Source organism: Microbispora sitophila (genome assembly GCF_014892245.1).
Lineage (GTDB): Bacteria > Actinomycetota > Actinomycetes > Streptosporangiales > Streptosporangiaceae > Microbispora > Microbispora siamensis.
On record NZ_JADBGC010000046.1, the window covers coordinates 1 to 20,553 of the forward strand.

General features: G+C 65.5%; 15 protein-coding genes. 6 read left to right on the forward strand and 9 right to left on the reverse strand.

Features of this window, described 5'->3' with window-relative positions; genetic code table 11:
- Nucleotides 1-111: 111 nt before the first annotated feature.
- The 3 genes from IL992_RS44030 to IL992_RS44040 form a co-directional block, all read right to left on the reverse strand.
- Complete coding sequence (locus IL992_RS44030) at nt 112-333, reverse strand: hypothetical protein (protein ID WP_193209227.1); 222 nt, start codon at nt 331-333, stop codon at nt 112-114.
- Between the two features lie 73 nt (nt 334-406).
- Nucleotides 407-781, reverse strand: a complete 375-nt coding sequence (locus IL992_RS44035; protein WP_193209228.1) for a hypothetical protein — start codon at nt 779-781, stop codon at nt 407-409.
- A gap of 1,173 nt (nt 782-1,954) precedes the next feature.
- Complete coding sequence (locus IL992_RS44040) at nt 1,955-2,533, reverse strand: TetR/AcrR family transcriptional regulator (RefSeq protein ID WP_193209229.1); 579 nt, start codon at nt 2,531-2,533, stop codon at nt 1,955-1,957.
- A 93-nt stretch (nt 2,534-2,626) separates the two neighbouring features.
- Here IL992_RS44040 and IL992_RS44045 point away from each other — a divergent pair, with 93 nt between their 5' ends.
- Nucleotides 2,627-4,084, forward strand: coding sequence for an MFS transporter (locus IL992_RS44045; RefSeq protein ID WP_193209230.1), 1,458 nt, complete (start codon nt 2,627-2,629; stop codon nt 4,082-4,084).
- Between the two features lie 102 nt (nt 4,085-4,186).
- Here IL992_RS44045 and IL992_RS48800 read toward each other — a convergent pair whose 3' ends face one another.
- Together IL992_RS48800 and IL992_RS48805 are read right to left on the reverse strand one after the other, a co-directional pair.
- Nucleotides 4,187-4,486, reverse strand: coding sequence for a hypothetical protein (locus IL992_RS48800; RefSeq protein WP_193209231.1), 300 nt, complete (start codon nt 4,484-4,486; stop codon nt 4,187-4,189).
- A gap of 27 nt (nt 4,487-4,513) precedes the next feature.
- The gene (locus tag IL992_RS48805; RefSeq protein ID WP_193209232.1) at nt 4,514-4,705 is read right to left on the reverse strand and encodes a hypothetical protein; all 192 of its coding nucleotides are present in this window, start codon (nt 4,703-4,705) and stop codon (nt 4,514-4,516) included.
- A gap of 145 nt (nt 4,706-4,850) precedes the next feature.
- Between IL992_RS48805 and IL992_RS48810 the strand changes: the two genes are divergently transcribed.
- The 3 genes from IL992_RS48810 to IL992_RS44070 all read left to right on the forward strand — a co-directional run bounded on the left by IL992_RS48810 (nt 4,851) and on the right by IL992_RS44070 (nt 6,006).
- On the forward strand, nt 4,851-5,312 hold the full coding sequence (locus IL992_RS48810) for a cupin domain-containing protein (RefSeq protein WP_193209233.1): 462 nt from the start codon (nt 4,851-4,853) through the stop codon (nt 5,310-5,312).
- A 146-nt stretch (nt 5,313-5,458) separates the two neighbouring features.
- Nucleotides 5,459-5,614, forward strand: coding sequence for a hypothetical protein (locus IL992_RS44065; protein ID WP_193209234.1), 156 nt, complete (start codon nt 5,459-5,461; stop codon nt 5,612-5,614).
- Nucleotides 5,602-6,006 (forward strand): DUF7737 domain-containing protein, encoded by a 405-nt coding sequence (locus tag IL992_RS44070; protein ID WP_193209235.1) that lies wholly within the window; start codon nt 5,602-5,604, stop codon nt 6,004-6,006. Before IL992_RS44065 ends, IL992_RS44070 begins: the two co-directional genes overlap by 13 nt.
- A gap of 259 nt (nt 6,007-6,265) precedes the next feature.
- Here the strand turns inward: IL992_RS44070 and IL992_RS44075 are convergent, their stop codons facing one another.
- Nucleotides 6,266-11,239, reverse strand: coding sequence for an RCC1 domain-containing protein (locus IL992_RS44075; RefSeq protein ID WP_193209236.1), 4,974 nt, complete (start codon nt 11,237-11,239; stop codon nt 6,266-6,268).
- An 864-nt stretch (nt 11,240-12,103) separates the two neighbouring features.
- Between IL992_RS44075 and IL992_RS44080 the strand changes: the two genes are divergently transcribed.
- Entirely contained in the window at nt 12,104-13,948 is a 1,845-nt protein-coding gene (locus IL992_RS44080; RefSeq protein ID WP_193209237.1) for a DUF262 domain-containing protein, read from the forward strand.
- Nucleotides 13,945-14,919, forward strand: a complete 975-nt coding sequence (locus tag IL992_RS44085; RefSeq protein ID WP_193209238.1) for a CBS domain-containing protein — start codon at nt 13,945-13,947, stop codon at nt 14,917-14,919. Before IL992_RS44080 ends, IL992_RS44085 begins: the two co-directional genes overlap by 4 nt.
- Before the next feature lie 145 nt (nt 14,920-15,064).
- Here the strand turns inward: IL992_RS44085 and IL992_RS44090 are convergent, their stop codons facing one another.
- The 3 genes from IL992_RS44090 to IL992_RS44100 all read right to left on the reverse strand — a co-directional run bounded on the left by IL992_RS44090 (nt 15,065) and on the right by IL992_RS44100 (nt 20,542).
- Nucleotides 15,065-16,957, reverse strand: a complete 1,893-nt coding sequence (locus IL992_RS44090) for an ATP-dependent helicase (RefSeq protein WP_193209239.1) — start codon at nt 16,955-16,957, stop codon at nt 15,065-15,067.
- Nucleotides 16,954-18,915: an ATP-dependent nuclease gene (locus IL992_RS44095; protein ID WP_193209240.1), complete on the reverse strand. Its 1,962-nt coding sequence runs from the start codon at nt 18,913-18,915 to the stop codon at nt 16,954-16,956. The genes IL992_RS44090 and IL992_RS44095 overlap by 4 nt, the downstream gene beginning before the upstream one ends.
- Before the next feature lie 97 nt (nt 18,916-19,012).
- Nucleotides 19,013-20,542, reverse strand: a complete 1,530-nt coding sequence (locus IL992_RS44100) for a serine/threonine-protein kinase (protein ID WP_193209241.1) — start codon at nt 20,540-20,542, stop codon at nt 19,013-19,015.
- Between the last annotated feature and the right edge of the window lie 11 nt (nt 20,543-20,553).

Genomic DNA, 20,553 nt, shown 5'->3' on the forward strand with positions numbered 1-20,553 from the left:
ATCTGCTCGGCCCGGTGCAGCCGGCGGATCTCCGCCCAGTCCTCCACCTTGATCACCCTCCACAGTGACAGCAGAGGGGTCAGATTTCCGCCGTCGTCTGGGGGTCAGTTTTCACGCGTCGTCGACAGCGGCGAGCTGCTTCACGCGTTGCTGGACCTGGTCGATGTGGTGCACACCTCCCGGGGCGTCGAGGGCCCGGGACTGTGGATCTGCTGGTGATGCCTCCACATTGCGCGCCTTCGTGCTCATCACGGGACGGCTGTAGCGCTTGACCTGCCCATCCGGCGTCCACACCCGGATGTCGACACCTCGATCCCCACGGAACGAAGACATGCGAAACCTCAAATAGGTCGTGCAGATGGATGACGCCGAAAACGCGGGGGCCGGGGCACCCGCGTGGCATCCATCAGTTCCGAAGCACCACCACACGCGTGAGGACGACGGACAACGGCGGCAGGTCGGGAACGGGAAACCTGCCGATCGACAGACGACCGGGCCCGCCCGCGTCCTCGGCCCGAATACGGTTCAGGAACAGCGGCAGCCCCAAGGCCAGGCCCAGAGCCGACAGGATCGCAAGACACACCGCGCTTGGATCGAACGGCGAGGGGGAGCCGGCGTTGTGCGTGGAAGAGTCGCTGCCGGTGAGGTTGTGATGCGGGGTGCCAAGCGCAGCGTCGGCCGTATGCCCCGTCATGACAGCTGACATCGACATCGGGCCAGAGGCATCGTGCGGCTCATGCCCAAGCGTGTGCATCGCGGCCACGCCTGTCACGAGGATCATCAGCGCTTGCGCGGAGAAGCGCCGCTACTGGTCCCCGGGCCGCCATCATGTCCTCCAGGGTCGATATCTTCTATTGGCGATAGTAGCGCTACTGGTGTGACGAAACCCGGACACCAGCCCCAAGCCGCCGAAGGGTGAGGTCGAAGGGGAACGCTAGACAGGTTCCGCTCACAGCAGGCCGGCATCGGTACCGGTGCCGGGTGAGCTAGCTGATCAGCTACCGCTTTGGCCAGCAACGATCAACAAATCTGGACAGGCGTGTCCTTTTGTCGCCAAACGTCACATCGTGTCTCTACTACGAATGATAGTAGATTCAATTAGATCCTAAATAACCGAGATGTCCGTTTGTGGACTTTCGGATAGGTAATCAATAAGTCGTCCGGAACGGTCACTTCAAGTCTGCGAGTGACATTTCCTTGTGTATCTAGTTCGCGGTAAACCATCAAGGAGGAAATGCGATGCTTGTACTCCGCAACATTATCGCCGGCATGGCGGCCAGCACGGCTCTGGCTGGTGGCGCCGGCTGCCTGGGCGCTCTCACCTACGCCACCCCTGCCAGCGCCACGACCGTACACAGCGCCGGTAGCTGCCAGTGCAGCGGCTGTCAGTCCGGCAGCTACCACTGTGCCGATTGCCAGCGCGGCGATTGCGAGTGCGGCGACTGATTCTAGGCCGCTTGGCTTCAGGCGGTTTTGAGCTGGACGCCCGGTTCCTGGGGCGTGATGACGTGCCCAAGGCCGCGGTGGAGTCCATGGGCGGGCAGATCAGGTCGACGCAGGCCTGTTCGCCTCCTATGGCTTCATCTCGCGTCAAGCCAAGAACCACCGAGCCAAATCCGCCGGTTCTACGACTGCCAACGAGGACAGCTGATCTTCGGGCTGGCCAGGAAGATATGCCCGGTGGAGACCTCACGAGACCGGCTGCGGGCCGCGCTGCTGGCCCACAGCCGCGAGGAGAAGGGCCTGCTACGGCTGCGGACTGGCGCCGGCTACCTCGGCGCACGCTTTCTTGCAGCCCCGGCTCCCCGAGGGCGCCCTGCGCCTGATCCTGGGCCTCTTGGCCACCACCCTTGCCGTCCTCTACCTCCTGCAAGCATTTGCGACCGCCTGGAGCAACAACCTGCACCTGTCCGGCTGAAGGCCACGGGAGATCAACGGGTAGGGAGAGCAGGTGCTAGCCGGTTAGTACCGATTGGACGGATTTGGTCACCATGTCGGCAGCCTCGTGTGAGGCCAGGCGTCCGGCGCGGACCTGGTCGGCTGCGCCGTGCAGGATGTAGTGGGCGACGCTGACCAGCCAGTCGGCGGGCATGTCGGTGCGGAAGACGCCTCGGTCTTGGCCGCGGCGGATGAGTTCGGCCATGCGCCGGGCGGGTTCGTCGTGGAGTTCTCGCACCCGTCCCGCGGGGAGGGTGTCCTCGGCGGCGGTCAGCAGGGCCGCCGATTCGGCCACCAGTTCCCAGCTGGAGCCCAGTAGACGGGTCATAGCCTGACGCGGGTCTCCGGTCAGGTCGAGGGACGACAGGGTTTCCTCACCGGCCCGCAGGGCGTCCATGAGCGCGGCTTCGACCAGGTCGGCCCGGGTCCGGAAGTGCCCGTACAACGTCATCCGCCCCACGCCCGCGGCCTTGGCGATGTCGTCGACGGTGGCGCCGGGGTCCGAGCTCAGGCATTCCCGGGCCGCGGACACGATGCGGGCGATGTTGCGCTCGGCGTCGGCGCGGCGCCTGGCGGGAGCGGAGTGTACGGCCATGCCACCCATCTTAACTCGTATGTCGGGATACGAGTTATAGTCGGAAGCCGGAACTCGTATGCGGAAGTACGAGTTATGGATGGAGGGGATCCGATGACCCGGCAAGCACCAGGCCAAGCAGGGCAGACGGCTGGGCAGGAAGGGGGGCACGCGTCGCTGGCTGAGGCGCATCCGGCACGGTGGCGCATCCTCGGTTTCCTCGGGGTGGCGCAGCTGATGCTGATCCTCGACGTCACCGTGGTGGCCATCGCACTGCCCCACATGGAGGCCGATCTCGGGCTCAGCCGTGCGGCGCTGACGTGGACGGTCAGCGCCTACACCCTCACCTTCGGCGGATTGATGCTGCTCGGCGGGCGCATCACGGACCTGCTGGGAGCCAAACGCGTCGTGCTGGCCGGGCTGGTGCTGTTCAGTGCGGCGTCGCTGGTCACCGGGCTGGCCGGATCCGCGGGCATGCTGGTGGGCGGCCGGATCGCCCAGGGGGTCGGGGCGGCGCTGCTGTCTCCCTCGGCGCTGTCCTTGGTCGTGGCCCTGTTCGAAGGCCAGGAGCGGAACAAGGCGCTGGGCATCTGGTCCGCGCTCGGCGGCGGTGGCGCCGCTCTCGGCCTGCTCTTGGGTGGGCTGCTGACCTCCGGTCCCGGATGGCCGTGGGTTTTCCTCGTCAACGTCCCGATCGGGCTGGTGATCGCTGTGTCGCTCGCCGCCCTGCTGCCTACGCAAACCGTGTCCACAGGTCGGCCTCGACTCGACGTCCTTGGCGCGATGCTGGTGACAGTCTCGTCGGCATCGTTGATCTACGCACTCACCGCCGCCGGTGAGCACGGGTGGCTCACCGCGCTCACCGGGTCGCTCACGCTGGCGGCCGCCGTGGGCTATGTGCTGTTCGTGATGCGGCAACGGCGGGCACGTTCGCCGCTGATGGACGTACGGCTGCTGGTGCGGCGACCCGTGGCCACCGGCGCGTTCCTCATCTGGATGGCCACCGCACTGATGATCGCGGTGTTCTTCCTGGGCACCTTCTATTTCCAGCACGCCCGTGGCTACGGCGCATGGCAGACGGGGCTGCTGTTCCTACCGGTGGCACTGGCGACGATGCTGGGGGCGAACCTGACCGGTCGCGCGCTCGGGCGGTCGGGTGCGCGCGGACCGGCCATCGCGGGCTTAGTGATCGCGGCGATCGGCATGGCCGTCCCGGCGATCTCGATGCACCCGGTCAGTGTCGTGGTCGGCGTGGCCGTCGCGGCGGCGGGCACCGGTGCACTGTTCGTCATCGCCTCGGCGACCGCACTGAGCCAGGTGGCACCCCATGAGGCGGGGATCGCCTCCGGCATCGTGAGCACCTTCCACGAGTTCGGCGCCTCCTTCGGCGCTGCCGTCATCTCCAGCGTCGCCGCCGCCAGCCTGGCCGGCACCACCCTGAGCGGCTTCACCCGAGGATTCACCGTTGCTGCCATCGCGGCAGCGGTCGGCGCCCTCGCCGCCGCGCTGCTCACCCCTGGCCGCTCCCACGGCAACAACCCCCAGTCGGCCACAACCGAGGGAGATTGGTAGGAATAGCACCCGCGCGGCCACCGCCGCACTCGGCTCGCTCGACCGCGCCCCGCGATCCCCCCACTCGACAGGCGCGCGTACGGCGACGCGTGACAGGAATCCTCACCTGGCTGGATGACCACTCCCGCTACGCCCTGCGGCATCGAACGAACCCACGCCCGAACCCACGTCATCCTTCTCGTCGACGATCTCCACGTCCGGGTCGTCGCCGCCACCACCGAAGAACTTCTCCGCGATCTGATCATCGACACCACCCGCGACCACCAACCCCAGTACACAAAGAAATGCACGGCGTAGACGTCGTGATGGGCGGCTCACCAAGTGGTCCGGGCCGTACCGGGAATGGATCTCGGCCAGTCGCTCATGCACGTCAAGGTGCCGGCCGTTCGGGCCAGTGGTCATGTCGCAGTACGTGAGCGCGTCGGCCAGCTACGGCCACTCCAGGGCGAACTCCTTGGTCAAGGCGTCATACAGGTCGCGTTCTGTGGCCTCGTTGACCTGCGCACGAGTGGTGGGCGACCAGGCGGCACAGTCGCTCGCCAGCGCCCGCCATATCGCGCAGGTAGCGGGCGCCGTCGAGGGGGTGCGACCCGGTGCCGAGCAGCGCGTCCATTGCTCCAACTCCGCCCGCTCCTCATCACTGAGGATCAGCCTTTGGGCAGTCCCCGACCCCTGGCGGTGGGCTTGACTATCCGGACCGCGGTCCGATAGCTTGCTCCTAACCGGACCGTGGTCCGATTTTCCATCCCTGTGCAGGAGGTCGCTCGTGTTCAAGAAGACGACGCTGGTCACCGCGGCAGCGGCACTAGCAATAATGGCGACGGGAACGGGGAGTTCGTCCGCCGAGGCGCGTCCCGCGCGCGCCGTCGACGGGGTCGTCTACCACCACCATCACAAGGACGGGGGGTCGCCCTGCGAAGGCCTGGACGGATGCACCTTTGTCCAGTTGAAGGGCGACCCGAAGACCGGAGCGTCGGAGGCGATGTTCACCCTCAAGGCTGGCACCCCCTTCTCTCCACACTGGCACACCAGCCCGGAGCACGTTGTCGGGGTCTCAGGCACCATGCTGTGGCACGTGAAGGGCCACAAGACGTACCGAGTCGGTGCCGGCGACTACCTGTACTACCCGTCCAAGGCGGTGCACTGGGGCAAGTGCGCGCCGGGCGCCGACTGCGTCTACTACGTGTACGACTCCGAACCGTACGACTTCCACCCCGCCGAACGCTGAGGTGGCGTCGGCGCGTTCGGCAAACGGCCCCAGGCAAACGGCGGTGATCCGGCGCGTGCGGCTCGTCGACCACCTCTGCGCGCCCCACGAAGACGTGGCGGAAGCGGTGCCTGGAGTTGCTCCGGCCGGACGGTGCCAAGGAGTTGGTGCGGGCCGCACTGGGCGCCTTCGACCGGATCACCGAATGGAACACCCACTGGGGCACGGCCCGGCTGATCGTCTCGGACGCCAACGTGGACGTGGCCCGCGGGTTCGTCTGGGCCGCCACCCTCCTACAGGCGAAGACGTCGTGCCGGCGCTGACGGAGCGCGCCCTTCGCGCCGCGGGGGTCCGCCGGGACGTGCGGGAGGACGTACTGCCGCCGTCTGCCCAGCTGCGCCGCGACGCGCCGGCGCGGCTGCTTCCCCGTACGGCTGTCGCCGACCGCCGCACCCTCACCGACCGTTTCCTGGTGGTCCGGGGTGACCTGCGCACCTACAAGATCCATTTGGGCAGTGCCAACATCCTCATGGATCCGGGCGACGTCTATCTGTGCAGCGTCTCCGCGCGCAAACGCGACACCAGGTTGTTCCTGCCCTTCGAAGAGAACGCCCAACTGTCCCTCATCCTCAGCAAGGCGTTCCTTCTCGCCAACGACAGCACGATCACCGACGAGGCGATCCTCCGGCAGATTCAGCGAAAGCGCCCTGCTTGATCAAGATGGCCGCACCTCTCGGAGCGGGCACCATGCGACAGAGGTGAGCCCTCGGAGCCGCCGTGCACGCGGAAGGCTACGGCCGGGTCCTCCAGTCGAGGCTCTTGCTGGGGCGGGAGAGGAGGGTCCGGCGACGGCGTCGAGATCACTTCGCTGTGCCGGCTCGGTCCGTACCCTTGGGGAAGTACTGGAGCCGACACGGAGAGGGTCCCGCCGTGACGCTGACGCGACGGCGGGACCCTCCGTTGATCCGGCTGTGTCAGCGGAACCGGAACAGCGCCCAATGTTGGCTGCCGTCCGCCAATGTGACGTTCAGCCGCCTACACTGGCCGGCCCACGCCTTGTCGGTCTTCCAGACGTACGTGTACTGATCCTTCGCCGCGTCGTACGACAGCGGCGATCCACCGGCGGTGACCGCCTGTTCGACCGAGTCCGTCTGACCCAGGGAGCAGGAAACCTGCCCCGACGCCGGAGAGCCCGCCGCGAAGACGTCCGTCCCGCGGTAACCGCCGAGGCCGAACTTCACCGGGATCGCCTGGCCGGCCTGGACGGCGTTGACCGTAGGCGGGTTGTCCACCGGTGGCAGGAATCCACGGAAGGGCCACGGCGCCGACGTCACCTTGACGGTACGGGAGGTGGAGACCGACCCGCCGTCGCCGTCGCTCACCGTCACTGTGGCGGTGAACGTGCCCGGACCGTAGGTGTGGGGCAGGAAGCACGGCGACAGGGCTCCGTCGAGCACGCCGGGCGCCGTCCCGTCTCCCCACCTGACGGTGCAGGTGTGCTGGTCGGCGGTGCCGGGGTCGGAGAACTCGATCCGCGCACCGGACCCGTCCACGGCCACCGTGCCGAGCACCGGGGCGGCGTTGCCGACGGTCAGGATGGTGGTGTCCGACGCCGAGGCGCCCTCGGCGTCCACAGCGGTCAGTGTCGCGGTGAAAACGCCGTCGTCCGAGCAGGCGACCGACGCCTGAGGGCCGTCCCCCGTGACGTCGCACGGACCGTCGACCGTCCACGACGACGTGACTCCGGCGGCATCATCGGTGACTGTGCCGGAGAGTGGGAGGGCCGCGCCCTCGACCCCGGACACACCGTCTCCGGCCTCGACCACCGGCGGCCTGTTGGCCTTGTCGTTGTCGGTGATCCACGCCATGCCGACCTCGCCGGGCAGCACCTTCCGCCCGTCGGACGCGGTCATGTCGCCGATCTTGAGCCGGAACGGCTCAGGAGATTCCACCGCGGTGTCGTCGATCGCGGTCGCGGTGACCACGCCGCTGGGATGCTCGCTCGTCAGCGTCAGCGTCCCGGTGGCGGGCCCGACGTCGCCGGGGCCGTCGTCCGGGCCGGCGGCCGGCTCGACGATCGACCACGGCACGGACACGCTCTCACCCGCCGGCGGCGCCGGGTTCACGGTCACCGTGAAGTCGCCGGACGTGCCCTCGGCGATCGTGGGCGCGGAGACCGACACGACCAGCATCTCGTCGTCCCGGATCGTCATCGTGGCGGGATGCCCGGCGCTGCCGTTGGCGACCTCGCCGACCGAGACGGTGAACGTCTCGTCCGCCTCCGGGATCGCGTCGCCGTTCACCGCGAGGTGAACCACGTGCTCGGTCTCGCCCGGGGCGAAGCGGATCGTCGCGTCCGAGGCCACATAATCGTCGTTCGCCTTGGCCGAGCCGTCCGCGGTGGCGTACGCGGCCACGACCTCCTTACCGCTTGGCTTCGACAGATGGAACGTCACCGGTGTGTCGGTGAGGCTGGTTCCCCCCTCGGTCACCGTCGCCGGCTCGACCGAGACGACGGGCCCCTCGTCGTTGTCGGCGATGGTGCCCGTCGCCTGGGCGCGCGCGATCGTCAGCCCGAGCCGGGCCCCGGTCAGCGCGAGCGTCACCGTCTCGTCGTCCTCGTCGATCGCGTCGTCGGCCACGTCGACCGGAATCGACGCCTGCGTCCGACCGGCCGGCACGACCACCGTTCCGGTGCCCAGCGCCACGTCGTCCTCACCCGCGCTGCCGGCCCGCAGCGACCAGGTCAGCGCGACGTCGTCGCCCAGGGCGTGGTCCAGTGTCACGGTGAACGCCCCGTCGCCCGCCTCGCTCAGCGCGGCGTCCTCGACGGTCGCGTGCACCCACGACGCCGGCAGCTCCAGGTCCGGGTCGGACGCCGGCCGGGTCAGCGCCAGCGCGTTCCACTTCGAGGCCGACACCTGCAGGAACACCCGGCCGGGCAGGTTGACGACCGTCGGCGCGCCGACCGGGGCGCTGCCACCGGTGCCGGTGGCGCCGAACAGGTTCCCGCCCCAGGCCAGCATCGAGCCGTCGGCGCGGATCGCGAAGGTGTTCATCGAGTCGTCGTGGTCGACCGCGACGACCGGCGCGCCCGCGGGGAGCGTCACCCGGGTCGGCACAGTCGTGCTCTGGCCGCCGGCGAAGCCGAGCGCGTCCAGCTCGTGATTGGTGTTCTGGCCCCACATGAACACCGAGCCGTCCTCCTTCAGCGCGACCGCCGAGTCACCCGAGGAGGACAGGTCGACCACCGTGCTGCCGGCGCCCAGGTTGGTCACGGGGCTGGGCAGGTACGGCGACGTCGGCGTGTTGAGCGCCCACGGCCGGCCCAGGATCGGATCGGTGTCGCCGCAGGAGAGCAGGGTGCCGTCCTTCTTGAGGAAGAACACGGCGCCCGCGGCGGCGGTGATCTGGCGGATCCCGCTCAGCCCCGGGACCGCCGTCGCGTACGGCTTGTTCTGCGAGGAGGTGCCGAGGCACCTCTGTACACCCCAGGACGTGACGGTGCCGTCGTCCATCAGCGCGTAGAAGGCCTGCTCAGCAGCCTCGACGTCGCGGACGCCGCGCAACGGCGTGTCCGGCCCGGTGAGCACCAGCCCCGGGACGTTGCGCGAGGTGACGGTCGAGCCGTCGCCGAGTTGCCCGTTCCCGTTGAAGCCCCAGGCCGCCACCGTACCGTCGGTTCGCACCGCCGCGACCTGGTCGCCGTGGGCGGAGATCCGGGTGACACCGGCCAGCGTGCCCGCCCCGCCGAGGCCCAGCGGCGACACCGGTGTCGCCCGCTGCGACACGGTCGAGCCGTCTCCCAGTTGACCGTGGTCGTTCATGCCCCAGGCGCGCACCGTGCCGTCGCTCAGGACGGCGAAGCTGACGCGGAAACCCGACTCGACCTGGACCGCGGTACCGGGCAGGACGGTCTGCTGCGGGGCGTCGAACTCGCCGCCCAGCGTCCCGGTGCCGACCTGGCCCAGCGTGTTGTGACCCCAGCCGTACGGCTTCCCGGTGAGGCCGCCCGGGGGCGCGTCCGGCGAGCCGCTGTCGCAGTCGTCGTCGACGCCGTTGCCGATGAACTCGATCTGCCCGGGATGCACCGCCGCGTCTGTCTCGTCGCAGTCCGTGGTGGCCGTCCAGCCGTCACCGTCGGCGTCCTTGCGGAAGACCAGCACCGACCAGCCGTCGGTGACGGCATGCCCGTCGGCATCCGTGGCCGTGGCCACGACCTCGTGGCTTCCCGGCGTGTCCGGGGCCGTCCACGACAACGAGTCGGTCCCATCGGCCGGCTTGCCGTCCACGGTCCAGGTCACCTCGGGCGCGCCGCCGTCGTCGCTCACCGTGACGGAGAACTGGGCCGTCTTGCCGGTCTCGACCCTGATCTGGGCGCTCTCCGGCGCACGCCGGGCGATCTTCGGGTCGTCGCCCTTGCGCGTCACCGTCACGCCGCTCCAGGAGTACGCGACCCGCCCGGCGCCATCCGTCACCTTCAGGCCGACGACCGGCGAGCCCGGCTCATCGAAGACCACCGACGGGGTCTGCCCGGTCGCGTCGTCGAAGTCGCGGTCGCCGTCCAGGTCCCAGGCGTACGACGAGAGCGTCGCCCCCTGCGCGGCGGTCGACGCGGAGCCGTCCAGGGTGACCGCCTGCCCCTCGGTCGCCGTGTACGGGCCGCCCGCGTTCGCGACCGGATGCGTGTCCGGCACCCCCGTGTCGCCCGCCAGCGCGTCGACGATCGCCTGCCAGCCGCTGAGGCCCTCCTGCACCGCCGCGGCCGTCTTGACGTGCGCGGCGATCTGCGCGGTCAGCGCGTCCCGCACGGTCTGGGCCGTGTAGCGCGGGCCGGTGGCCGCCACACGGATCCGGTTCTCGAACTCCGTGATCTGCGCGCCGGTCAGCCCGCTCTCCCGCAGCACACGCCGCTCGTCCGGGGTGAGGCCCCGCTGCTTGACCCGGCTCCCGAAATCCGCGGCGAAGGCGAACGCCTTGTCGGCGTCCTCGCCGAACAGCGCCTTGATCTCGTCCAGTTGGGCCGAGGTCCGCGCCAACTGCCCGGCCAGCGCCTGGTGCAGGTCACGCACCTCACGCGCGTGGACCAGGGCCCACTCCCCGTCACCCGCCTGCTGCGCGCCCTTGTACGCCTCGACCCCGCGCAACAAGGCCTGAAGCAGCGACGCCTCACCCGCCATGGCATCAGCCGAGACGTCGCCGTCGACCTTCTCGGGTATCACCGGCCGATCGAAATCGGGATTCGGCGGGTCCGCATAGATGCCCCCGTAATGCATCGCCCGGCTGAACTGCAAATGGGCGTACTTCTCGTGGATGATGGAACTGAAGTCGTGCTTTGCCAGCTCACACACGACCGGGCTGCCGAGAGCGCAACCACCCTGAAGCAACGTGTCAAGCATGTCCCCTGCTGCGTCAGCGTTCAGCCAACGCTCCGAATACGTCCAATACTCGTCGAACGCCGCGCTTTTCAGACTCGCCAGGGCGGCATCGGGTGCAGGGGTCCGCGCGAGGGCGAGTACCTCGATCTGGCCGCTGTACCAGCTGTCGTCCGCCGAGTCGAAGTACCCGTCCTCACACGTGTCGACGACAACGGCGTACTTTCCCGGACCGAGATCGCCGGCGGGCGAGGTGATGCCGATCACCTCGCCCATGACAAGGGATTCGTCCTGCACCACCGTGTTGGGTGTGCCGGTGACGTCGTCGAGGTGCTGCCCCTCCGACGGAGGTCCATCAGGCACGAGGTAGACGCTGCTGACCGGGTAGACAAAGTCATCCAGCCCGTCGTCGCAGTCGTCCTTGTACTTGAGCACCGTCGACGCGATTTCGATCCTGCTGTTGGGGCCGTACACGCCGTTCCCATTGAGGAGAATCCCGTCTGCCCTGGCTGGTGGCGCCGAGACCACCACGCCTGCCGCGACGGTCATCGCCATCGCCAATACGGACGTCACCGCCCGTCTCCACCGGTTCACCCGAACCTCACCGACTCCCGTTTCCATCCGGCCATCCGCTCGACCTGTCAACGGGAGAGTGACGGAGGAGCCCTGGTAGTCACTTGGGAGGCACTTAAGGCGGCTTTGGGAGGAATACAGACGCGGACGACGCGTTCTGCCAACGTCTACGAGCCCGCTTCACCGAGCTGGAAGGTGAGCGCCGGACCAAGGCGCAGGAGCTTGCCGATGCCGAGGCGAGTCCGCCCGCTCGCAGACCACCAACCCGACGACCTGCTGCACAAGATCCCCAAGCTCCAGACGAAGCTCGCTGAGCTGCCCGAAGAGCTCCAGTGCGGGTCGCGGCGATGGCAGAAGAACTTCCCGGATACGAAAACAGGCGCCTGCCGGAGGCAGGCGCCTGTGCCGAAGATTTGGTGAGTGCCCCCGGCAAGGGACCCAGAACTAGGGAAACTGGAGAGACCCCGTCTGACCAGGTAGTTCGTCCTCGACAGCTCACAGTTGAGGCGGTCATGGCTCTCGCGAAGCGCCGTGTCCGCACGCTTCGAGCCATAGCGGAGGGATGAACACGATGACGTCGTCCCCCAACCGCTGCCTCGTGTTCGTGGAGTCGCTCTTCCCGCTCGCCGGAGCAACCAGCTCTCGGTGATCGCAGTGACGAAGGGGCACCAAGCCGCAGGTCGCTGTCTGTAATCCGGATAGATGGGAACAAAAGCGGCATTTGCGGGTCAGGGGTAAACCAGATGTGACCATGTCGCTACGGGAAGGGAACGGAACGCAGGGGAATCCCGATCAATTACACAGACAAGACCGTCGACCGTAGCTAGAGTTTTTGATCAATGCAGACTCAGCCAGGGGAGAGCCATGCCCTTCGAGAACCCCAGTTACAACCTTGGCGAGCTACTGGAGATGGCTGCCTCCGGCAACGTGCAACTCCCCGACTTCCAGAGGCCCTGGAAGTGGGACGACGAGCGGATCAGGTCCCTGCTCGCGACCGTGACCATGGGCTATCCACTTGGCGTGATGATGACCCTGGAGACTGGGGGTTCGGGCGCCCGGTTCAGGCCGCGCCCACTCACTGGGGTGACGCTGGACGGCGAGGTGGAGCCTGAGCAACTGCTGATGGACGGCCAGCAGCGGATGACCTCGCTGTATCAGGCACTCAAGTCGGGTAGGCCTGTGGAGACGCTGGACGCCCGGAAGAAGAAGGTGCGGCGCTGGTACTACGTCCACATCGAGACTGCGATATCCGCGGACGGAGACCGTGAGGAGGCGGTGCTGTCCGTTCCGGTTGATCGGGTAGTCCGCGACGATTTCGGGCGGGGGGTCGTTCTCGACCTGAGCTCTGAAGAGCGGGAGTGTGTGGAAGGCTACTTCCCCCTCAGGCTCGTCTTCGACAGCGATGCCACGCAAGAGTGGATGTGGCGGTATGCCACCGATGACCTGCGTAAGAAGCAGTGGAAGGACTTCATCAAGACGGTTTTGGAGAATGTCAAGCAGTACCAGGTGCCGGTAATCAAACTGACCAAGACTACCCCGAAAGAGGCGGTCTGCACTGTCTTCGAAAAGGTCAACACCGGCGGGGTCCCCCTCAACGTATTCGAACTGCTAACCGCGACGTACGCGGGCGACCGTGAATACTTCCGTACCAACGGTCACGACTTCCAGCTCCGAGAGCACTGGGGGAAGGTTCTCGAAGAACTGTCGGAACACCGCGTCTACAACGGTCAGGATCCGAGCGAACGACTCGCCAGCAGTGACTTCCTGCAGGCTGTCTCCCTACTCTCCACCTATCACCGGCGCCGGCCACGGGCGGGCGGCGATCCGTTCGTCGCGCCGGTGGCGAGCTGCAAGCGAAGGGATATCCTGGACCTGCCCTTGGAGGACTACCTCGAGTGGGCACCCAAGGTGGTCGAGGCGTTCCACTGGACCGCCCGATTCCTCACGGTGCAGGGCATTTTCAGTTACCGGGACCTTCCGTATCGAACGCAGGTCGTTCCCCTCGCCGCGATCCGGACGATGCTCGGTGAGGCGACGGACGAGCATGACGCCTTGGAAAAGATCACGCGCTGGTACTGGTGTGGCGTTTTGGGCGAGCAGTACAGCGGGGCTTTGGAGAGCCGGTTCCCTCGCGATATGGAACAGGTCGTCGCCTGGGTCCGCGGTGGCAAGGAACCGGAGTCGGTCACTGCAGCGACCTTTCGCGCAGCCCGACTGGACACCCTGCTGAGCCGTAATAGCGCTGCCTACAAGGGTGTGTACGCACTGGTCCTACGGCAAGGCTGCTACGACTGGACACACAGCAAGGACGTCATCGACGCGACCATTTTCGAAGAGCAGCAGGTCGACATAGTTCGCATCTTCCCCAGCGTTTGGTGCAACAAGAATGGCGTGCCCGCCGCCCAGCGGGACAGCATCGTGAACAAGACACCCCTGACCCAGCACACCGCCCGCGTCATCGCCAGCCGTTCGCCGGCCGCCTACATGCGTGCCCTGGAAACCGAAACTGGCATGCCCGGTAACTGGCTGGACGACGCCGTCGCCACTCACCTGATCGATGCCGCGGATCTTCGAGTCGCCGACTTCGGAACGTTTTATAGCAAGCGGCACCGAGAGCTGGTCGCCCTGATTGAAGAGGCAATGGGCCGGCGAACAATTCCCGCGGAGACGGCCCCCGAAAGCGCTTCTGACTACCAGGAGGGGGAGTGAGCGATAAGCTCAAACAATTCCTGGAAGCGGCAGCCGCGGCGCCGGTCGAACTGACTGTCCGGGAACTGCTTGCCAAATGGGATGTTAGAATTCGCAACTTCAATACGGTGCCACGCATCAGGGCAGACCTTGACAATGCAGGTCTCACATGTGACCCGCCCTTTGATGACGTGGACCTGAGCACGATCGTGTGCGTCTCCTCAAAGGAGACGGTTGCGGAACAGGATGAGACCGCTGACGAGTCCGAACTCTCCTTCCCGCACGCTGCTTTACTCGTCAGTGACATCCCTTCGGCTAGCCGTGAAGTGGTATCGATCCCACCGGACGCGACACTGGCTCAGGCGCGCGCCGTCATGATGAGCCACGGCTACTCCCAGCTTCCCGTCATCACCGAGGCAGGTGTACTTGTCGGGACTGTGAGCTGGGAGCGTATAGGCCATATCCAGGTCAGTATCCCGAACGCGGAATTGTCGGACGTCATAGACCGGCACCCCAATATCGTCAAGCTCAATGAAGAGCTGCTCAAGAAGATCCCTACGATCTATGAGGCAGGTTTCGTACTTGTCCGAAATCATGAGGAAGATATCTGTGGGATCGTGACCACGGCCGATCTTACGGAACAGTTCCGACTACTCGCCGAACCATTTTTCCTTGTGGGAGAGATCGAAAGACGGCTGCGTCGCTGTATCGAGAGGGCTTTCTCTGCAGAGGATCTTCAGTGTGTGGGTAAAAGTATTACCTCGGTGAACAATATGACCTTCGGGCAGTACGTCCGATTCCTTCGTACTGATGGCATATGGCCGCGCCTGGGTTGGCAGATCGACTGCAAGCTATTCACTGAGCAGCTCGATCATATCCGTCAGGTTCGGAATGACATTATGCATTTTCGTCCTGATCCGCTGACCGGCAAACAGCGTGATAGCCTAGCTAAATTCACCGCCTGGATGCGTCACTTGGACCCCCGCCCTTGAGTCTTGCGGCGGCAACGGTCTGGCGAATGCTGGCGCAGCAGTCGCAGCAAGACTTCCTGTGCTCTCAGATTGTCGCGCGGGACCGTCTGATAAAGAAGGCCGGCCTTACTGACAAGCTGAGCCGAAGCGTGCTCCTGTCCCGCGGCTAACTGAGTACCACTTGCTGTTCATGTTGGACGGAATCAACGTGGTGTGGGACGCGGACTCTATGGTTAAGAAGTTCGAGGACGAACCTAGACTTGCCGTATTCATTTCGGTCGCCCCTGCTCGATATCCAGAAGTCGCCGTAGAGCAGGATCGCTGTCCGCCTCGTTCGCGTGAGGGCGACATAAAATAGTCTTCTCGATTCCGCGAGATCGGCTTCGCGCGGCTCTAGGTGTCGTCCATGCGGACGTGACCAGGGACGGTACGGCATAATGCCGTCCACAAGGCCAGGCAGGATGACAAAATCCCACTCACGACCCTTGGCCGAGTGATACGTGACGAGGGTGAGTCTGCCCGTTCTTACCGTGCCGGCTGCGTCACCTACAGTGAGCCCGTAGCTGTGGGCGTAGCCTAGGAACTGTTCGAGTACAACCTGGTCCCGCGCTATGGGACTACCAGTGGAGATCGCAGGCAGGGCGAGTGCGTTCGAGAGCTTCTCCAGCCACACGGCCAGGCTGTGATCGGCGGATACGGGCTGCAGGGCTGACACGAGGACGCCTCCTGCTACATGCTCTGGTATTTCAGGCAGCCCACTGCCGCGACGAAGCCGGTTGTAGGAGAACACTATCTCCATGATCGTGTGCGCTTGGTCGGTGTCCTGAGCCGCTGTTGTTCGAATCGTAGGACCGCGCACGGCTCTGGCTGCACAGTCACGAATGAAATCGGCCAGATCACCCTTGGGGAAGCGTTGCTCTCCTTCATGAACATACGGAAGGCCGGCCGCGTTCAACGCCGCGACGACGGCGTCGAGCAGTTCGCCCTTTCGGGGATAGAAGATGGCGATTTGATGGAGCCCTACACCGGTCGCCATGAGTTCGTGAACCTTATCGACGGCGCGCTGAGCATGGTCTGGCAGACCGCCGTCCAAGGGCACCAACTCCAGATCCCCGTTGTCTTCTCGAAGGGGATCGGCCCGATGAGGACGAGGTTCGTCAAGCACCACATGGCTCGCGTCGATCACGGATTGTCCACATCGGTAGTTCGTTGTCAGGACGATGGCGCGGACACCCTCCTGGGACGCAAACTCTTGGAGGTAGCGAGGATCGGCTCCATTGAATGACATGATCGTTTGATCTGGATCGCCGAAGGCGGCGACTCGTACGCCCTCACGGTTACGTAGATGTAGGACCAGTTCGTGCAGGACAGGACCGAGATCCTGGTATTCGTCAATAATCAGCCAGGGGTACCGGGCGGCCACCATCTTCGAGACCTCCGAATGCTCGCGGAGGATCTGAAGCGACTGCGCGATGATGGAGTCGAAGTCGAACAGCCCCGCAGCCGTCAGTCGGGCATCGAACGAGCGGGCCACATCTGCGATCTTGCCAAGGGCCTCGATCTCCTGTGGGCGACCGGAGGCGACGATGCGTCGCGCTCTCACGACCTCTTTGGCGTTTCCTCGGCCTTGAATACCTGCCTCGGCATAGGAGGGGGTGACGTGCTGCGTCCAAGCAACTGACCATTCGTCGACGACTCCTCCCGGGTCGGGGACAGGAATGCCGACAAGCGGCCCGTACGGCCGCAGGATCGCGTTGAGGCACCAGCTGTGCAGGGTGCTCGACGTGAGTCGGCGCTCAGGCGCGACTCCCAACCTGCGGAGACGACGGGTGATTTCTCGTGCGGCTTCGCGTCCATAGCTGATGGCAGCGACACCACGGTGGTTCGAGATCTGCTGCGATGCTAGGAGGTAGCCGACCTTGGCTACCAGGGTCCGGGTCTTACCGGACCCTGGGCCAGCCAGGGCAGCCAGGTCGCCATCGTCAACGACAGCGTCACGCTGCTCGGCGTCGAGCGCCTCGAGCTCGCGGCGAAGACCTGGGCCGGAGAGGAGAGTCACTGCTCCTCCTGACAGCCGGGGTTCTGAGCGGTGCGCGAGACGAGCCCTCGGCCACGAACCTGCCGGGAAACCCGATCGAGGGCGGCCAGAAGGTACCCGTAGGTCCCCAGGCTAAGTAGCTCCTGAGTGGTGAACTCGCCGGCTGTAGAGTCAGGAATGGGCAGGTGGAAGGCCGCCTTCGCGATGATCGATTCAATGTCGGTCTTGCTGCTTTCGACGTGGTCGGCCAGGCGCTGTGCGTAACGGCCTTTACTCACATGATTGATTCGGCGCAGCAACTCCTTCTCATCGTCATCCTGGCCGGCTCCAGTGAGTATGGCCCCCACGGCAGCGGCGAACTTTGTCGACAGGTCTGATGACGTCTCGAGCTCAGAATGTGCGTTGATCATGGGGTCGGCGAGCAGCGGAAGCACGTCCACCTCGAGAGTCACATGGCCGACGAAGATGCCAGCTTGCGCTGCCGCGAACCTTATCGGGGATGTACCTGCGACATCCTTCCCGGGCAGGATCCGCTTGAGAGACTCGTCGAGCTGATCCTTCAGAGGCCCTGTCGGCAGCAGATTGATAGCTCGTGTGAGCCCTGCCTCGACACGCTTGCCCCTGCTGTAGGGATCGCCGTCTGTGATGATTGCGTGGGGTACGTCGAGAGCGTCTGGTCCGAGGAGGGCTCTATAAGGGGCGAAGTTGGTGCCTTCGATGTTGGCGATGATGACGCCATGGGCATCGAGGTCAAAGCCGAGCGCGGTAGCGAGCGCCGGAAGCAGATAGACCTCCGATGGCCCTTCAACCAGTATCGCCGCCGTACAGAAGAGTAGTTCTGCTCGGCTGACGTTCAGGTAGCGCTCCAGATCTTTTCGATCGCGGTCGCTCAGCTGCTTCATCCCTGCGGTCGTTGCGGCGGTGGTGCCGCCGAATGCATCGGGTCGAAGGAGTACGAGGGAGTCGAGACTGGTCACGGCGGCGATGTGCGGGCTGTGGGTAGAGACCATGAGCGAGGTCTCCATGCGCAGCAGATAGCGGAACAGTTGGCGCTGCAGCACGGGGTGCAGGTGCGCTTCTGGCTCTTCGACTGCGAGGATGGGCTCAAGCAGCCGGTCTTTTACCTTGTTGCGGCGGGAGACCAGGCGCTCCAGCAACAACCCGAGATAGAGCACGTTCGCGTTACCGGTGGAAGCGTCGCTCACCCCGCGCCTGCCGTTCTCGTCCACGAATAGCCGGATGGAGCGGAGCAGCCGGTCGGGATCGCTGGAGGTGAAGCCCAGAGTGGGGGTAAGGCGAAGCTGTGGACCTGCCATGCTCGACACTCGAGTGGCAAGGTCCTTTTCGACCGCGACGACTTGGCCTTCCGCCGCAAGCGCCTTCATCGCCCTTTCGATCTGCACTGCAGTGGCTGCGAGCACCGACCGATCGGGCTTGCGCGCCTCGAGCAGATCGTGAAGCGGCGACCCGCGCCATCGTGACAGTTCGTTTGTTGCGTCGCGGAGGGCGGGAAGAACGGTCAGAGGCACGCTTGCGCGGATGCGCCTGCCGTTCCCTGCATCGCTGATCCCCCCGGTGATTTCGAAGCCGTAGTCGTCGATAGACAACTCGCCCTCTTGGGAAGAAGCCGCGGGCTTGAAAACGAAGGAGATCCTCGCCGTCAGCGGTGCGAGGGAGATTAGGCAGCCGTCCAGCGTTCCCTGGAGCTCCGGATTGCCGTCGAAGTCCGTGAGATCGACCTCGACCCGGACTTCGACGCCTGTCTGCAGGCTGGCACCTGAATGTTCACAGATGTCCTCAGCGCGCAGCATGCGAGCGCTGTCGGGCAGATCCGGATCCAGGACCAGCCGGAGAGCATGGATCAGGTTGGACTTGCCGATGGCGTTTTCGCCTACGAGTACGGCGTTGCGCGGGAAGGGATCGATGGTCAGATCTCGGAAGTTGCGAAAGTTGCGGATGTGGACTCGGCTGATATGCACTGCGACCCCTCTCGCGCGGGATGGCCATTGCCATGCGTCAAGAGGATAGCGAACTTAAGACACGCTCGCATGGGTTGTGTGCAGGGTTCACGAACGATTAGAGGTCAAGGCTAGTCAGGAGCTCGATGACGCGCAGAGTAGCGCCATGGTCCGGGCCATAGAGCATGACGAGGTCGTCGCGCAGGTCCGAGAGCGTTGCCCGCGCCCTGCCCGTAGCACCGGTGCTGACTTCCAGCTCGCCTACCTGACGGCGCAACTCCAAGAGCCGCGCATCGTCTTCAGGGAGGCGGCTCATCTCGTCAGCCAGCAGCTCACGCATGATGTGCAGCGCGAGCTCGGAATCACCGGCGTGAACGTGGCAGGTCGCTTCCTGTAGCCTGCACTGGGACACGCGCTCGAGGTCAGCCTCCGACTGCTGGAGCAAGTCATCGGCAATCTGCCGGAACTCCTGAGCCGCCCGGCGGTAGTCGTGGGCTGTAAACAGGACGTCCGCAAGTTGGCCGCGCAGATCAATCACTTCCGCATCGGCAGCACCGAGCTTCAGGCTCGCCGCCTCTGCGATCTTCGCAAGCACTCCCGCCGCTTCGCGGTAACGCGATCCTCTGATGAGGGACATCGCCTGCCTGCGGGCACGCCCAATGTCGCTGAGGCTGAAGTCATCATCAGCCGGAGCGCTTCTCGCGATCAAAACTTCTCGCTGCGCTCCTGCAGTGAGGGTGCGGCTGACCGCATGCGAATACATGCGGACAGGACTGGAACTTGGAGCGGTCATGTCCCCGAGCGGCCCAGTTCCGGCGAGGAACGGCATGAGCCGTTCGTGTACTTCGCTTGCTGTCGCCGGCCGGTCTTCGGGTTGCTTCTCCAGCATGGCCAGGACCAGCTCGTCCAGCTCCTTCGGCACGTCCGGTCGGAGTTGCCCGGCCGCTGTAGGGCGTGTCTTTACGTGCTGATCCATCACGCTGTACTCCGACGGCCCGGTGAAGAGATGCCGCCCGGTCAGTAGTTCGTGCAGCACTGCGCCCAGCGAGTAGATATCACTGCGAGCCGTGGGCTCTTCGGCCCGGACCTGCTCAGGTGACATGTAGGCGGCTGTGCCCAGCAGCTGGCCGGTCCTGGTCAGCTTGGTCAGCCCGGGATCCTGCATCAGGGCCAAGCCAAAGTCGACCACTTGGACAGAACCATCCTGACGCAGCATGAGGTTGGAAGGCTTCAAGTCCCGATGCAGAATGTCAAGGTCGTGAGCAGCCTGTAAGACGGCCGCCACCTGGGCGCCGATGGACGCGACCCATCCCAGCGGCAGCGGCCCGTGTTCGGCGATGACGTCATCAATGCCCGTCCCCTTGACGAACTGCATCACCATGAAGAGCCGGTTCCCCAGCACCTGATCCTGATAGGTGCCGAAGTCGTGAAGCACCGGTGCGCCGGGGTGGGAGAGCCGCGACATGATCTTCGCTTCATGAGTGAACCGGGCCTCGAGCTTCGGATCACGCACTCCATCGGGGAACCGGATGAGCTTGATCGCTACTCGTCGGCCGAGCTTTTCATCTTCGGCCCCCCAGACCACGCCCATGCCGCCCTTGCCTAGATGGACGGGATCAAGCCGGTAGCGATCGAGGATGAGGGCCACCCATGCCTCCA

Coding starts and splice junctions, on each gene's coding strand:
- IL992_RS44040 (WP_193209229.1), bottom strand. CDS start 2,533: ATGGCCGTACACTCCGCTCCCGCCAGGCGCCGCGCCGACGCCGAGCGC.
- IL992_RS44035 (WP_193209228.1), bottom strand. CDS start 781: ATGATCCTCGTGACAGGCGTGGCCGCGATGCACACGCTTGGGCATGAG.
- IL992_RS44045 (WP_193209230.1), top strand. CDS start 2,627: ATGACCCGGCAAGCACCAGGCCAAGCAGGGCAGACGGCTGGGCAGGAA.
- IL992_RS44030 (WP_193209227.1), bottom strand. CDS start 333: ATGTCTTCGTTCCGTGGGGATCGAGGTGTCGACATCCGGGTGTGGACG.
- IL992_RS44080 (WP_193209237.1), top strand. CDS start 12,104: ATGCCCTTCGAGAACCCCAGTTACAACCTTGGCGAGCTACTGGAGATG.
- IL992_RS48800 (WP_193209231.1), bottom strand. CDS start 4,486: ATGACCACTGGCCCGAACGGCCGGCACCTTGACGTGCATGAGCGACTG.